Origin of the sequence: Thermoanaerobacterium sp. R66, assembly GCF_028895185.1 — a bacterium.
Taxonomy (GTDB): domain Bacteria; phylum Bacillota; class Thermoanaerobacteria; order Thermoanaerobacterales; family Thermoanaerobacteraceae; genus Thermoanaerobacterium.
The window spans coordinates 2,368,616-2,384,244 of record NZ_JAEUWW010000001.1 but is presented as its reverse complement, the minus strand read 5'-3'; the positions used below and the strand labels follow the sequence as shown (position 1 = coordinate 2,384,244).

Annotated in this window: 12 protein-coding genes; all 12 read right to left on the bottom strand. The window is 37.0% G+C overall.

Annotation, left to right across the window (positions count from 1 at the left end; all coding sequences use genetic code 11):
• Positions 1-6 precede the first annotated feature (6 nt).
• The 12 genes from JJQ93_RS11915 to JJQ93_RS11860 all read right to left on the bottom strand — a co-directional run bounded on the left by JJQ93_RS11915 (position 7) and on the right by JJQ93_RS11860 (position 15,612).
• Positions 7-1,014, bottom strand: coding sequence for a protein arginine kinase (locus JJQ93_RS11915; RefSeq protein ID WP_085112727.1), 1,008 nt, complete (start codon positions 1,012-1,014; stop codon positions 7-9).
• Positions 1,015-1,023: 9 nt separating this feature from the next.
• A complete protein-coding gene (locus tag JJQ93_RS11910) occupies positions 1,024-1,551 on the bottom strand; it encodes a UvrB/UvrC motif-containing protein (protein WP_085112728.1) in 528 nt (175 codons plus the stop codon).
• 1 nt (position 1,552) lies between these two features.
• Positions 1,553-2,026, bottom strand: coding sequence for a CtsR family transcriptional regulator (locus JJQ93_RS11905; protein ID WP_274893922.1), 474 nt, complete (start codon positions 2,024-2,026; stop codon positions 1,553-1,555).
• Between the two features lie 152 nt (positions 2,027-2,178).
• Positions 2,179-2,379 (bottom strand): hypothetical protein, encoded by a 201-nt coding sequence (locus JJQ93_RS11900; RefSeq protein ID WP_274893921.1) that lies wholly within the window; start codon positions 2,377-2,379, stop codon positions 2,179-2,181.
• A gap of 56 nt (positions 2,380-2,435) precedes the next feature.
• Positions 2,436-3,653: an NAD(P)-dependent malic enzyme gene (locus JJQ93_RS11895; protein WP_085112731.1), complete on the bottom strand. Its 1,218-nt coding sequence runs from the start codon at positions 3,651-3,653 to the stop codon at positions 2,436-2,438.
• A gap of 198 nt (positions 3,654-3,851) precedes the next feature.
• Positions 3,852-5,888: an elongation factor G gene (fusA, locus tag JJQ93_RS11890; protein WP_274893920.1), complete on the bottom strand. Its 2,037-nt coding sequence runs from the start codon at positions 5,886-5,888 to the stop codon at positions 3,852-3,854.
• Between the two features lie 110 nt (positions 5,889-5,998).
• The gene (gene ptsP / locus JJQ93_RS11885) at positions 5,999-7,714 is read right to left on the bottom strand and encodes a phosphoenolpyruvate--protein phosphotransferase (protein ID WP_274893919.1); all 1,716 of its coding nucleotides are present in this window, start codon (positions 7,712-7,714) and stop codon (positions 5,999-6,001) included.
• Between the two features lie 297 nt (positions 7,715-8,011).
• On the bottom strand, positions 8,012-8,173 hold the full coding sequence (locus JJQ93_RS11880; protein WP_168170192.1) for a hypothetical protein: 162 nt from the start codon (positions 8,171-8,173) through the stop codon (positions 8,012-8,014).
• Between the two features lie 68 nt (positions 8,174-8,241).
• On the bottom strand, positions 8,242-9,906 hold the full coding sequence (locus JJQ93_RS11875) for a sensor domain-containing diguanylate cyclase (protein ID WP_274893918.1): 1,665 nt from the start codon (positions 9,904-9,906) through the stop codon (positions 8,242-8,244).
• A 180-nt stretch (positions 9,907-10,086) separates the two neighbouring features.
• Positions 10,087-13,509 carry an adenosylcobalamin-dependent ribonucleoside-diphosphate reductase gene (locus JJQ93_RS11870; protein WP_274893917.1) on the bottom strand — a complete coding sequence of 1,141 codons (3,423 nt, stop codon included), beginning with the start codon at positions 13,507-13,509 and terminating at the stop codon, positions 10,087-10,089.
• Positions 13,510-13,717: 208 nt separating this feature from the next.
• Complete coding sequence (locus JJQ93_RS11865) at positions 13,718-14,209, bottom strand: thioredoxin family protein (protein WP_274893916.1); 492 nt, start codon at positions 14,207-14,209, stop codon at positions 13,718-13,720.
• An 8-nt stretch (positions 14,210-14,217) separates the two neighbouring features.
• Positions 14,218-15,612 carry an aspartate aminotransferase family protein gene (locus JJQ93_RS11860; protein WP_274893915.1) on the bottom strand — a complete coding sequence of 465 codons (1,395 nt, stop codon included), beginning with the start codon at positions 15,610-15,612 and terminating at the stop codon, positions 14,218-14,220.
• Between the last annotated feature and the right edge of the window lie 17 nt (positions 15,613-15,629).

The following is a 15,629-nucleotide window of genomic DNA, read 5'->3' as shown; positions in this document are numbered from 1 at the left end:
AAATTTTTATCCTTTAATCAATTTTGATACATACTCAGCTCTCTTAATATCCCTTTCATATGGCTCTAATTGTTTCCCTATTATTTTTTGTAGGTTTCCAGGCTGAATATGTGTTGTTATCTCATCTATCTTTTGAATGTCCAAATTTACAATGTTTAAAACAGCACCTAATCTAACGTCTGAAATAAGTTTCATGAATTCTTGAGTAGACATTACCTTTGCATTTGTCAAAAGACCGTATGATCTGCCTATTCTGTCTTCTATCTGCACTTTTCTCTTCTTGTAAAGATCCTCTCTTGATTTTCTTTCATTGGATATAATCTGCTTTACAATGCCTTCAAGGTTTTCTATTATGTCTACCTCGCTTTGGCCTAATGTGACTTGATTTGATATCTGGTAAATATCGCCTAATGATTGAGTCCCCTCACCATACATGCCTCTTACTGCTATTCCAATTTTAGATACAGAATTTAGAACATTGCCTATCTGTCCGGTTATAGTAAGAGCCGGCAGATGTACCATAACAGACGCTCTTATACCTGTTCCCACATTCGTAGGACATGCTGTAAGATAACCTAACTTTTCGTCAAAAGCATAGCTTATGTTTTCCTCAATCAAATCATCAATCTTATCTGCCAGATCCCAAGCTTCTTTTAAATTAAGCCCATTAAATATGGTCTGAATCCTTAAGTGATCCTCCTCGTTTATAAGTATGCTTACAGTTCCGTCGTTTTTTATAAGGGCACTGCCGTTTTTAGTGTTTTGCGCAAGATCAGGGCTTATCAAGTGCCTTTCAACAAGGGATTGCCTCTCAAGAGGAGTTATTTTTTTCATATCGTACTCTGAAAACTGCGTTGAAAGTATTGTTTTACTGTCAAATATGGCCTTTTTTACCGATTCTTTGACTTTTTCTGCCTCACTTTCCGTCATGACAGGCGGAAATGGAATATTGCTTAAATTTCTGGCAAGTCTAATTCTACTGGAAATCACAACATCATTGTCATGGTCAAACATCAGCATCACCTACTTTCCATACTTTTTCTCCAATTCTCTGATTTTATCTCTCAATTTTGCAGCTTCCTCAAATGCTTCCTCTTTTACTGCCTTATCAAGTTTCGCCTTAAGCTCCTCTATTTCTCTCTTTGCCCTTAATGCTCCGCCTGTCTTTCTTGGAATCTTGCCTCTATGTCCAGTGCTTCCGTGAATTCTCCTTATAAGCGGGTTTAATTCATCTGAAAAAGAATCATAGCATCTACTGCATCCAAGCCTGCCTGTTTCTTTAAATCTGTCGTATGTCATGCCGCAATTGCTGCACTTTAATTGCTCCTCTATATAAGTATTTCCTGTATTTGGAAGAAAATTCATCAATCCTGCCAACAAATCCTGCACAGAAAATGGTGTAAAATTCACAAACGGTGAAAATGTCTCGCTGTTTAAAAGTCCTTCCTGTTGAGCGCATTGCTCACACAAATTCATTTCTGTCTTGACGCCGTTTATTATTTGAGTATAATGGACTGTCGCTGGTCTTTCTTTGCATTTATCGCACAACATTTTAATCACTCCTTTTCATCAAATTATTTGAAAGTTCTGCTAACATCACTTTTAAAAGTATCGCCCTCAAAATAGGCTTTTCGTACTGTGCAACAGGTAAAATCTTATCGTTAAGCACAGATTTCATCAATGCAGCTTCCCTTTCAGTTATCAGATCATGTTCTAATAAAGTGTCGATGTAAAGCCTGCCTTTGCTTTCTGTTATGTTGTCACCTATATCTGAAATCAATTTTGACATCCAATCCTTGGAAACAGGCCTTTTGATTATTTTAATGTATCCGCCACCACCACGCCTGCTTTCAATGATGTATCCATTTGATAAGTTAAATCTCGTCTCAAGTACATAGTTTATCTGTGATGGGGCGCAATTGAAAATATTAGCCAGTTCATTTCTCTTTATCTCAATATATTCTTCATCAGCTTCTTCTATCAAGCTTTTTATAAAATCTTCTATTAAATCGCTTAGCCTCGCCATCCCATCACCTCTTTCTTACTTTGACTTTCTTTGACCTTCACTTACTATTTTATTCCTCTTTTCTATACAGTCAACAACCATTTAATTTATATTTTTCCATTTAAGCATTATTTAAAGCAGATTAAACGTATATTTCAAATATTTATTAACTTTTACTCATCATAACTTTTATTTTCGCTAAAATAAAAATCACAATCACTGTAAAAGTCATTGTACTCATCTATGAACTCATGGCCTTTTCTCTTAATATTAGATTTTCCATATATGCTTAACATCTTTACAATGTCATCATCTATGTTTATAAAATCATTATTGCCATAATAAATATTAGAAAGTCTGTGATGTAGCGGCATAAAAAAACCTCCTTTTTTAATTTATATTTATTTTTTTCAAAGGAGGTCAATTCATACTATAAAATTTTATTCAATTTTGACTCTATCTTTTCTATATCTACATCGAAACCGGCCACATTTGTATCTATAGCTGCTTTTGCAACATTCAATGCAACCGCCTTAGCTACTCTTTTATCAAATGCTTTTGGTATTATGTAATCTTCATTTAATTCATCATCAGAAACCAATCCAGCAATTGCGTATGCTGCTTGAATCTTCATTTCCTCATTTATCTCAGTTGCTCTAACATCAAGGGCACCTCTAAATATGCCTGGAAAAGCCAGCACATTGTTTATCTGATTTGGAAAATCAGATCTTCCAGTCCCGACTACCAGTGCTCCGCCTTCTCTCGCCTCATCAGGATATATTTCGGGGATTGGATTTGCCAATGCAAATACAATCGAATTTTTGTTCATGGATTTTACCATGTCTTTTGAAAGCACATTAGGAGCCGATACACCTATAAAAACATCGGCACCAATCAAGGCATCAGCTAACGTTCCCTTTATCTTATCTTTATTCGTGATCTTAGCAATTGATATTTTTGATACATCTGTATCATTTCTTCCATCGTAAATGATGCCTTTTCTATCACATAACACAACATCTCCAGCTCCAGCATTGATAAGTAACTTGGCTATCGCAATGCCTGCCGCACCAGCACCATTTATAACCACTTTAATGTCTTTCAAACTCTTACCGGCAATTTTTAAAGCATTTATCAATCCAGCAAAAACCACAACGGCAGTCCCATGTTGATCGTCGTGGAAAACAGGTATATTCAAAGCTTCTTTCAATCTTTCTTCAATCTCAAAGCATCTTGGAGCAGATATGTCTTCAAGATTTATGCCTCCAAAAGTAGGAGCTATGTTTATGACTGTCTCAACGATTTTATCAACATCTTTTGTAGCAATACAAATCGGAAATGCATCAATTCCTCCAAATTCCTTAAATAATACCGCCTTTCCTTCCATTACAGGCATCCCGGCTATAGCACCAATATCGCCAAGCCCCAAAACCGCACTGCCATCAGTGACAACTGCTACAAAGTTGCCTTTGTTTGTGTATTCATAAGCAACATCAGGATTTTTTTGTATCTCTTTGCACGGCTCTGCGACACCTGGTGTATAAGCAAGTGACAAATCTTTTGAATCATTGACTGGCACTTTACTTAAAATGCTGATTTTCCCCCTGTTTTCCTTATGTAATTTTAATGCTTCTTCTCTTAAATCCATTGTTACCCTCCTTAAAGTATACAGTATATTAAGAATATTATATATCATAATCTTGCAAATATCTATTACTTTAGTTTGATAAATCATTAAAAAGCACAATCGCATGTCATTTAGAACCTGTGATTTCGTTTTTATCTTATAAAAAAGGCTGATGCACTATGACATATACAGTCGGTTGTGCAACAGCCCCTTTTGAAATTATTCTTGAGATTTTTTTCTTGCCTCTATTACTTTTTCTGCAACAGCAGGTGGCGCCTCTTCATACCTTGCAAACGACATTTTGAATTCTCCTCTAGCCTGTGTCAATGATCTTAAATCTGTAGCGTACTTAGCCATTTCAGCTTGAGGAACTTCCGCAGTCACCACCTCCATGTCTCCTTTTGACTCCATCCCTAATATGCGCCCTCTCCTTTTGTTTAGGTCTCCAATTACATCCCCCATATACTCTTCAGGCACTGTTACTTCTACGTGCATTATAGGCTCTAACAAAACAGGATTTGCCTCTTCCATGCCTTTCTTAAAAGCTATAGATGCAGCAACTTTAAACGCCATCTCAGATGAATCTACAGGGTGAAAAGAGCCATCCAAAAGCGTTGCTTTTATATTCACAACAGGGTACTTAGCAAGCACGCCTTCTTTTATGCATTCCCTAAGTCCTTTCTCAACCGCAGGAATGTATTGCTTTGGCACCGCTCCACCAAATATCTTGTCTTCAAATTTGAACTCTCCTTCTTTATACGGTTCAAATTCTATCCATACATGGCCGTATTGCCCATGTCCACCAGTTTGCTTTTTGTGCTTACCTTCCACTTTCGATTTGCCTTTTATCGTCTCTCTGTAAGGTATTATAGGCTCTGTAAGAACACACTCTACTCCAAATTTGCTTTGAAGTTTCTTGGATATGACTTCTATATGCTGCTCCCCCATGCCGTATACTATGACTTGCCCTGTTTCAACATTTTTCTCGACTTTAAACGTCTGATCTTCTTCCTGAAGTCTCTGAAGTCCATTGCTTATCTTGTCTTCGTCGCCTTTTGCCTTAGGCTCTATAGCCAAAGCCAATGTGGGCTCAGGGAATACAATGGGTCCATATTCTACTTGTTTTGCCTGATCACAAAGTGTATCGCCTGTCATTGTAAATTGCAATTTTGAACATGCTCCTATATCACCAGCAACCAATTTTGAAACGGGTATCTGCTTTTTTCCTCTTAATACATACAACTGTCCAATTTTTTCATTTGCCTTCTTTGTACCGTTATACACAGTGGAGTCAGAAGACACAGTGCCAGAAACAACTCTAAATATAGACAATTTCCCTACAAAAGGATCCGCTATCGTCTTAAATACAAAAGCTGAATAAGGTTTATTTTCATCTGCCTCAGCCTTAAATTTGTTGGCCTCAATAGGCGATGGCAAAACATCTGTCATAATATTTAACAATGCATCTATACCGATATTTTTTAAGCTTGACCCACAAACTACAGGAAAAATGTCCCTACTTTTCACACCTTCCTTTAAACCTTTAAGCAATTCGTCTTTAGAAAGCTCTTCTCCCGCAAAGAATTTCTCCATCAAGGCTTCATCATTTTCAGCAATATCTTCTATAAGCTCCTCTCTATATTGCGATGCACTTTCTTCCATCTCAGCAGGAATGTCTGATTCTTGAACTCCCTTCTGGGTGTAAACGTATGCTTTATTCGTAATAAGGTCTACATATCCAGTAAAACTGTGTTCACTGCCAATAGGCAATGTCATAGGCACAACTTTATTGCCAAACTTATTTCTCAACTGATCAAGAGTTTTATAAAAGTCTGCATTTTCTCTATCCATCTTGTTTATAAACACCACAGTAGGAAGTTTTTCAATCTCTAATATGTGAAATGACTTTTCAGTGCCAACCTCAACCCCTGATGCAGCACAAACGACCAGCACAGCGCTGTCGGCAGCCTTCAATCCGCTTATTACTTCGCCAAAAAAATCAAAGTAGCCAGGTGTATCAAGCACATTTATTTTGCAGTCTTTCCACTCAATCGGAATTACAGATGTGGATATAGAGATTTGCCTTGAAATTTCCTCAGGATCGTAATCAGATACAGTTGTTCCATCTTCTACGCGCCCAATCCTATCTATGGCCTTTGCATTATACAGTAGTGCTTCTGCAAGCGTAGTTTTTCCAGCTCCGCCATGCGAAACTAATCCAACATTTCTTATTTGTTGCGTTTTATAATCTTTCATATATATCCCCCTATCTTATTGCTTTAATATTATTATTCTATATTGATTTTAAATTTCCTCTTAAATTAAAAAATTTTTTATAAAAAACCTCCGGTATGCCCGGAGATTTTTTATTCGCCAATTATTTCATATAAAATTTTTCTTGCTGCTTCTTCTATCTCATCAGGTGTTGACATGTTTAATACCATTTCCGTAAACTCTTTAGCCTTTTCATAAGAAACATTTCTTATGATATTCTTTATATTGGGTATCGAACTCGCACTCATTGAAAATTCATCTAAGCCTAATCCCAAAAGGATAACTGTTGTAAGCGGATCACCAGCCATTTCACCGCACATAGCTGTAAATATACCTTCTTTGTGTGATGCATCTATGACATTCTTAATAAGCCTCAATATTGCGGGATTAAACGGCTTATAGTAATCTTTTATCCTTTCATTCATCCTATCAACAGCAAGCGTGTATTGGCACAAATCGTTAGTACCGATGCTAAAGAAGTCTACTTCCTTTGCGAGAAGATCCGCAGTCACCGCAGCAGATGGTATTTCTACCATTATGCCAACTTTTATGTTTTTATCGTATTTTACGCCCTTTCGATCCAGTTCTTCTTTGACTTCGTTTAAAATCTCATTCGCCTTTCTTACTTCAACTACTGAAGAAATCATCGGATACATTATCAATATGTTTCCATATGCGCTGGCTCTAAGCTGTGTTTTAAACATCTCTTTTTCGTCAAGGCAAAGCCTTATGGCTCTGTAACCTAAAAATGGATTCATCTCATCTGGCATATTTAGATATGGTAGCTTCTTATCACCGCCAATATCTAATGTCCTTATGGTGACTGGTTTGCCATTCATCTTCTCTGCTACGTATTTATATGCTTCAAATTGTTCTTCTTCTGTAGGAAAGTCATTCCTATTCATGTACAAAAACTCTGTTCTAAAGAGCCCTATCCCCTCAGCGCCGTTTTTCAAAGCACCTTCTACGTCATTGGGTGTGCCAATATTTGCCGCCAACATTGATTGCCTTCCATCTTTGGTTACTGCAGGCAAGTCTTTTAATTCTTTCAGCTTTTCAACTCGAATCTTGTATTTATCCCGCTTTTCCTCATATTCCTTAAGGACGTCTTCAGTGGGATTTACAATTACGACTCCTTCATTTCCATCTACAATGGCGATATCGCCATCAGAAACTTGTTTAGTGACATTCCCTGTTCCTACTACTGCTGGAATTTCTAATGACCGAGCCATAATAGCAGTGTGGGAAGTCCTGCCGCCTACATCTGTAGCAAATCCTAAGACTTTTTCTTTTCTCATTGTAGCCGTATCAGATGGTGTTAAATCTTTGGCAATTATTATCACATCTTCATCAAGCTCTGACAAATTTACATCCACTATGCCGTGTATATTATTTATTATCCTATGTCCAACATCCCTTAAGTCAACCGCTCTTTCTTTTAAATACTTGTCGTCAAGGGATTCCATCACGGATGCATGCTGCTCAATGACGTGGTTCACCGCATTGTCAGCCGTAACATAATCAATTTTTATCATATTTACAACAGAATCATAAAGCTCCGGGTCGTTTGCCAGCATAAGATGTGCTTCAAAAATCTCAGCCTTGTCTTTTCCAAACTCCCTTTCCGTCTTTTCCTTGATCTTTTCCAATTGAGCTTTCGTTAATTCGATTGCATTTTCAAATTTTGCTATTTCATCTTTTACCATTGATTCATCGATAGTTTGGGTATTGATTTCAGCAAACTTCTTCTCATACAAAAAAACCTTGCCTATTGCAATACCCGGTGATGCCGCAACGCCTTTTAACATCTTTTTTCCTCCTCATTTGACTTTAATAGATATTATAGCATAATAGTAGTACAATTTTAAGTGTTTATAATATTTTGCCAACAGTTATTAACTGGCAAACAATAAAAATAGTGTATCATTTATAGACTGTTTTTTCAAACATGTTTCACTTATCCCACCTTCACAATTTATCATATCATAAAAATCAAATTAATTGAAGCTTGCTGTGAAAATAAATCAAAACATGACAAAAGTGAGGAGGTTAACCTCCTCACTTTTGCTTCATCCACTTCTTTAAATGCCGGTGTGAACCGGCGTTTATTGATCTTTGTTGCCATCAGCAACATTTTGATCAGTTTGATTGTAAGCATCATTAATAGATTTTTCTGCTTCGTCGTTTAATGTAATGACTTGCTGTGTAAACTCGTTTGAAACTTTTTCTCTGTACTTGCTGTCAAATATATACCTAAATATCTCCATTTTGAATTCCTCCTTGAAAGATCACTTACATATATTGTATCCACTCAAAATGAAGATATTATGAAGATTTATATTTCATACACAGCGACTCTGTCTCTGCCTTTTGTCTTGCAGCCAGCGTAAAGAGCCCTATCGGCATGGCTTATGAGTTTCTCCGCAGACTCCGCTTTATTTGGAAAATCAGCAACGCCAGCGCTGACAGTTATATTTATATCACCTGCATCAGTCTTTATCGGTTTAGACGATACTTCATACCTTATCCTTTCAGCGATCACACACGCCTGTTCCGCTGTCAAGTTCGGAAGTATAACAGAAAACTCCTCCCCACCGTATCTTGCAACGATATCATTGTTTCTAACACAGCTTTTTATCCTTGAAGCAATCTCCCTAAGCACAGTATCTCCCACCATGTGCCCGTATGTATCGTTAATCTGTTTAAACCTATCTACATCCAGCATTATGAGGCTTACAGGCGTCTTTTCAATAGATGATTTTGCTATGCTGTCATGCAATATCTGATCAAAAAATCTCCTGTTATAAGTTTTTGTAAGAGGATCAGTAATAGACCTTTTACTTATTTCAAAATATCTCTTTGCGTTCATTATGGCTATCGAAGATTGCTCTGATAATGCCTCCATTATCTTTAAAGAGTCTTCATCGAATGCGTTGATTTCATTTTGAAATGCAGATATACACCCTATTATGCCTTCCGCTCCTTTTATAGGAACTACAATTGCAGAATCGTAATAATTAGATATATTTTTGTCTGAGTAGCGCTTATCTGCTTTTAAATTGCCTATTATTACAGATTTCCCTTCACTTACAACTTTGCCTATAATCCCTTCATTGTTCATGTACACATCCTTAAAAGCACCTATTGATTCTTCCCTGCACTTAGTCTTTTCATTTATCAAAAAGCCATTGTCATCCTTCAAATAAATAGCTATCCCCGATACGGTTACTACTTTTTCCGTCTCATACAATATTGCTTCTAAAGTTTTGTCTAAATCCAACTTTGAATTGATTATTTTCACCATTTCATATAAAGCATTTAGCCTCTGGTTGGCCTTGTAAAGATCCCTAAAAGCCTTTATGAAAAACGACAGCAAAATCAAAGGTATGACGTGGTATATAAAAATAACAGTGCCAAATTTCATATACATATTAGCTAAAAATATACCTACAGGTACCATTACAAAATAAGAAGCCAACTCTAAAATCGAGCTTTCCGTCCAATATTTCTTAAATAGAATTTTCCCCTGTGCTTTCAACGCATAATACAAGATAAAGTAATTTATCACAAAACTTGTGAGCACATAAATTACTACATATATTAGCTGCCCAATAGAAAATCGTCCGATTTTTCCACCTAAACTCTCATAAAGATGCCCCGCTACTATGTATGTTATGGAAAACATTGCTCCATTTAAAAATCCATTCTTTACTTTTTTTCTAAAAAATATTGTTTCAATCATGGTAGATGTTGTAGCCAAAAGAGCTGATGATTCTGTGCCATATATCAAGAAAGATGCTATCGTGATTACAGGGCTTATGGAAAGCTTTATATCGGTGTACTTTATGCCCAAATTGTCGAGAGTAACCATAGCTAACAAAAGTATAGAAAATAACTTTATATCGATTTTAATGCCGTATTTAAAACATGTGTAGATAAGAAGCGAAAACCCCACCGCAATTAACACGAAATCAAACAATGTTTCCCTTTTTTTTAACATTTTTAACCCCTCTTAATCTAATTAATGTGTTATTCGACACAAATTAAAAAAATCCTTCATTGTTAATAGATAAAATTTTATATACAAATGAAATTATATCACATATATTATTCACAATTTGTCGTTTTTTGATTGAATTAAAAAATCTCCCTGTTTTAGGGAGATTTTTTTAACAGTCCATTAACCGCACTTTGAGTAACCGCAATTTTTACAGACTACACAGCCACCTTCATGTTCTATTTCACTGCCGCATTCAGGACAAAAGCGTTCTTCTTGTGTGTCATAAGTATATGCCGCCTGTAAAACTGCATCATCATTTTTATGGTTGCTGCCATTTATAGGCACATCAATTGGGGCGAAGCTTTCATCTTCTTCAACTTTTAATTTCATAACTTTCTCAATGACTTTGGCAATGGCATCTGGACACGAAAGAACTTTAATTTCCTTATTGTTTGCCATTTGCCTTAATGTGGAATGGCACCTTATACCTTTTAGCTGCTCTACTATTGACTTCGCATCAAGACCTGATCTTAAAGCTATGGATATCAGTCTACTTGTAGCCTCTGACTGAGACGGACAGCCTCCGGCTCGTCCTAAGTTAGTGAACACCTCGCATATACCTTTGTCATCGTAATTAACGGTAATGTACAAGTTGCCACAGCCTATTCTCACTTTTTCAGTTATGCCTTTCGTCACAGAAGGCCTTGGCCTTGGGACGATTTGATTGCGACTTTCCTGCTTGTCTTCCTTCACGCTTTCTTTTTCAGCTTTCTTTATCCCCAAATTCAGCACCTGTGAGTCACGACTTCCATCGCGATAGATGGTGACGCCTTTAAGACCCAATTTATAAGCCAGCTCGTAAACTTCCCTTACATCGTCTACCGTCGCATCATGTCTGAAGTTCACCGTCTTTGAAACTGCATTGTCAACATGCTTTTGAAAAGCCGCTTGCATCCTTATATGCCATACAGGATCTATGTCGTGAGCTGTAACAAAAACCCTTTTTACATCATCTGGTATGCCATCAATTCCTTTTAATGTGCCTTGCTGTGCTATCTTCTTCATCAATTCTTCTGAATAAAATCCTCTTTTCAAAGCTACTTCCTTAAATATAGGGTTGACTTCTACAAGCTGGGTATTATCCATTACATTTCTTGTCATAGCTATTGCAAAAAGCGGCTCAATTCCACTGGATGTTCCTGCAATAATAGATATTGTGCCAGTAGGTGCTATAGTTGTAGTTGTTGCATTCCTCAACCTTATGTTTTTGTCTTTGTATATGCTTTTATCGTAGTATTTAAAAACGCCTCTCTTTTCTGCAAGTTCCATCGATGCCGCTTTAGATTCTTCGTCGATGAACTTCATCAATTTATCAGCAAATTCCACAGCTTCTTCAGAATTGTAAGGTATATTCAGCATAAGAAGCATGTCAGCAAATCCCATAACTCCTAAGCCTATTTTCCTTGTACCTTTCGTCATTTCGTCTATCTGTGGCAGTGGATACTTATTCGCATCGATCACATTGTCAAGAAAATGCACAGCATTATGAACAGTATCTCTCAATTTATCATAATCTACTTCGTATTTGCCGTTTTCCTCTTTAAGCATATTTTTAAGATTTATAGAACCCAAATTGCAGGATTCATATGGCAAAAGTGGTTGTTCGCCACAATTATGTATAATTATCCCATTGGCATCAAATGCATTGATTCCAGGCACTTGTACATCATAAACATCTTCAAATCCATCTTCTCTAATATCCAAAACTCTCGCCATAAAGCGTTCTTTTCGAGCACCATTTTTATACGATGATAAAATAACTTTTAATTTATTCATCTTTTTATCATCTTTAAACCCTATACGTCTTGCATATATTCCCATATTATCGCCACTAATACACAGTTCATGCTGTGGCTTTATTTTATATTCCTTTAGACCACCTTTGCCATCAGGCATTAGCTTTATGTCATATTTTCTTCTGTTTGTATATATTTTACTTGCAATGCCCAATCGCAACAGCATTCTTTGAACTGCTTTTAAAAGTTCCAAATTGCTTTGCGAAAGTCTTATGCTTGCCCCTTTTTCAGGACTGCCTTGCACAGAAGCATCACAATCAAAAAGTCCTCTAATAAAGCCTATGTAAGCATTCGACGACATTTTTTCCAACTGAGGAGTTATCGTTTTAAATCCATTGCGCATTCCCATTTTAAGCGCCAAGTCTCTTAATGACGCTAACTTTAGCCTGTATTCATTTCGCCCTTTTATTTCTATCCATCCTGCAAAATCTTTGCGATGCGGCAACTTCATTGCGCAATCCAGAGCATATTGCATAACATTATTTACACCATAATCATCAACGTCTCCTACAACTTTTCTTTCTTTCCAAACAGAAATAATGGCAGTGTCTTTCTTTAGAACTCCATCACCAACCAATAATCCTAACAAATATCCATCTTGTTCATCCAATTCGCCTGACCATCCTATCAAATTCCTATGATTGTTAAGAAGAATATTATCTCCTGGTTTTAGATCTTTTGCAGAAACCCATTCGGTCTTAATCTCATTTAAACTGTCATCTACAACTTTTAAGACTTTGTGGTCATCAGTCAATCTGACATAATACCCTTCAACAGTTTCAAGCACAACGATATGCTTATGCCCTGTTTTAAAGAATCCCTCATTTGTCGTTTTATAAATCCTACCGTCTATTACAGCATCAAAAGATCTTCCAATTAAATCATTAACTTGTCTTGGTCCTTCTGCAGTCATCACCCACGTGTCCCCTGTGACACATGGGTTAGTCGATTCAATCTCACCCACAAGAGGCGTTGGATTTTTTTCGTTTATGCGATCCAAAAATACGATTCCAGGTTCTCCATTTTTCCAAGCCATTTCCACGATAAGCTTAAATACTTCTCTGGCGTTTAAGCTTTTCACAACTTTATTGGTATGCGGATCTATTAAGTCATAATCCTGCCCTTTTTCAACTGCTTCCATAAAATCTTCTGTTATTCCGACGCTTATGTTAAAATTGGTGATTTCATTGTTGTCTTGCTTGCACTGTATGAACTCAAGGATATCTGGATGATCTATCCTAAGTATGCCCATATTTGCCCCACGTCGTGTACCACCCTGCTTTACGGCTTCAGTAGCAGAATTAAACACCTTCATAAAGCTTACAGGACCAGACGCCACACCGCCTGTCGATCTCACTGTAGCTCCTTTCGGCCTAAGCCTTGAAAAGCTAAATCCCGTACCACCACCACTTTTGTGAATTATGGCAGCGTACTTCACTGCGTCAAATATTTCTTCCATAGAATCTCCCACAGGAAGCACAAAACACGCTGAAAGCTGTCCTAATGGCCTTCCTGCATTCATAAGCGTTGGAGAATTAGGCAGAAAGTCCAAATTCGTCATCATCTCATAAAACTTTTTTTTGACTTCTTCAGTGTCTGCGTTTATATCGTACTCTTTGTCTACATCTGAAATTGCTTTAGCAACTCTCTCAAAAAGCTCCTCAACGGTCTCAACGACGCGTCCATTCTCATCTTTTGCCAAATACCTTCTTTCAAGAACCTTCTTAGAGTTTTCAGTTAAATTCATTTAAAACCTCTCCTCATATGTATTTAACTACAATATTTTGTATGCTGATAAAGTTAATTATACATCTTATTGTGTGTTTGGACAAATCTATTCTCATTGAATTTTTCTGTCCATTTGACGTGATTTTTCTTCATATCTTAAAATTTCTAAATTTTTATATCGTCATTTGCAAATTTTATTTGATACGCCATAAAAAAATATCCCGCCATCATGAACGGGATATTTTTTCTAAAAGCTCATCTACAATTTCTTTGTCGTATTCTCCATTTACATAACCTATTCTAAAGCTACTGTCGCCTTTCGCCACAAGTTCTTTTATGATTTTAGGCCTTTCTATCCAAATGTCCAATACATTAAAATCAGAGTCGAGAAATGCGAATGTAGGTATCTTTGCCTCTTTGTCTTTGCAAAGTGTCATCATGTCTTCCTCGTGCCCTTTTCTTTTTAATATGCGAAAATTGACTCCCAATATAGCACATATTTTAGCCATTATAGGCACGCTTACTTGGCAGTCTGGGCACCAACTTTCAGCAAAAGCCAAAACGTTTGAAACCCTGCTGCCATTTTTAATATTCTTTATGCTTCTATCTATATTCACAGTTTCAAATCTATTTTTGAAAATTTCTGGTTTTTTGTTGTCTTCGCTATTAATAAATTCATCAAAGCTTATACCGCTATCAAACAATTTCTTAATATCCATAAAATCACCTATCTATTAAAAAATGAGCCCAAAACGGTCTTTGCACTGGATAATGTCATCCCCAACAGACTACCGCTTCTCGTCATTATCTCATCTAAAGCATCTACAACTCTATCAATCTGCTCTTTAGTAACAATAAGCGGTGGTTCAAACCTTATAACATTTGGGTTGTTAAGAGTATATGCGGTTATGATACGATGTTTGTTTTGAAGTTCTCCTGCCACCAATGATCCTAAGTATTCGTTGGACAACTTTGATACGGCTCCTCCAGACAATTTGTCTAAAAGCCCGCCTTCTGGCTGGTTAAATTCAACACCTATCATAAGCCCTTTGCCTCTCACATCTTTTATCAATTTATGTTTATCTTTTAGCTCCTTTAGCCTTTTTAAGAAGTATTCACCTTTTTCTCTCGCTGCATCAGGAAGGTTTTTGTCTAAGATAAGTTTTATGGCTGTAATGCCAGCAGCACATGCTAACGTATTGCCACCAAACGTAGATGTATGTAAAAGGCACCTATCAGTGGTTCCATATCCTTTTTTCCAAATCTCATCCTTTGCTATATACGCACCTATAGGCATCACGCCGCCACCCAGCGATTTAGCCAAGCACATTATGTCAGGCACCACTTCTTCGTGCTCACAGGCAAACATCTTTCCAGTCCTGCCAAACCCAGTCTGTACTTCATCAAATATCAAATACGCATCGTATTTCTCAGTAAGCTCTCTCACTTCTCTTAAATATCCATCCGGTGGCACTATGACGCCGCCTTCGCCTTGTATTGGTTCAACAATAAATGCTGCTACATCTTTATCCTTTAAAGCATCTTCTAATGCATTGGCATCCCCATATTCCACCTGCACTGTGTCAGGAAGGAGAGGCATAAAGTACTTTTGGTATTTTTCACGTCCTGTGACAGAAAGAGCTCCTGCAGATTTTCCATGAAATGAATTTTTGCAGTAGACTATTTTATGCTTGCCTGAGGCAATTTTAGCAAGTTTCAGTGCACCTTCCACTGCTTCAGCGCCGCTGTTGCAGAAAAAGCTTTTCTTTAAATCGCCAGGCGTAACCATCGCCAAATTATACGCCAATGCCCCCGGAAAATCATTTACTGCAGCTTGAAGTATATTTGGAAAATCTTTCACTTTTTCTATCGCCTCATAAATCTCATCTGGATTGTGGCCTAAATTTAATGCACCATAACCGCCCAAGAAATCCAAATACTCATTTCCATCACTGTCCCATACAGATACGCCTTTTGCTTTCACAAAAAGCTTATCAAACTGCAACATCGACAGCATAGAGACAAAATTAGAATTTACGTACTCCTTGTAATTTTCCCGCACTTGGCTTCTGTTTAGTCTAAGCGCATCATCACACGTTATGTACTTTTGATCCTCTTTCATAAAAAACATCCTTTCCT

Bases quoted from the DNA above. Each gene is read 5' to 3' on its own strand.
- JJQ93_RS11905 (WP_274893922.1), bottom strand. From the start codon at position 2,026: ATGGCGAGGCTAAGCGATTTAATAGAAGATTTTATAAAAAGCTTGATA.
- JJQ93_RS11900 (WP_274893921.1), bottom strand. From the start codon at position 2,379: ATGCCGCTACATCACAGACTTTCTAATATTTATTATGGCAATAATGAT.
- JJQ93_RS11915 (WP_085112727.1), bottom strand. From the start codon at position 1,014: ATGTTTGACCATGACAATGATGTTGTGATTTCCAGTAGAATTAGACTT.
- fusA (WP_274893920.1), bottom strand. From the start codon at position 5,888: ATGAAAGATTATAAAACGCAACAAATAAGAAATGTTGGATTAGTTTCG.
- JJQ93_RS11895 (WP_085112731.1), bottom strand. From the start codon at position 3,653: ATGGATTTAAGAGAAGAAGCATTAAAATTACATAAGGAAAACAGGGGG.
- JJQ93_RS11860 (WP_274893915.1), bottom strand. From the start codon at position 15,612: ATGAAAGAGGATCAAAAGTACATAACGTGTGATGATGCGCTTAGACTA.
- JJQ93_RS11910 (WP_085112728.1), bottom strand. From the start codon at position 1,551: ATGTTGTGCGATAAATGCAAAGAAAGACCAGCGACAGTCCATTATACT.
- ptsP (WP_274893919.1), bottom strand. From the start codon at position 7,714: ATGTTAAAAGGCGTTGCGGCATCACCGGGTATTGCAATAGGCAAGGTT.
- JJQ93_RS11880 (WP_168170192.1), bottom strand. From the start codon at position 8,173: ATGGAGATATTTAGGTATATATTTGACAGCAAGTACAGAGAAAAAGTT.
- JJQ93_RS11875 (WP_274893918.1), bottom strand. From the start codon at position 9,906: ATGTTAAAAAAAAGGGAAACATTGTTTGATTTCGTGTTAATTGCGGTG.
- JJQ93_RS11870 (WP_274893917.1), bottom strand. From the start codon at position 13,509: ATGAATTTAACTGAAAACTCTAAGAAGGTTCTTGAAAGAAGGTATTTG.
- JJQ93_RS11865 (WP_274893916.1), bottom strand. From the start codon at position 14,209: ATGGATATTAAGAAATTGTTTGATAGCGGTATAAGCTTTGATGAATTT.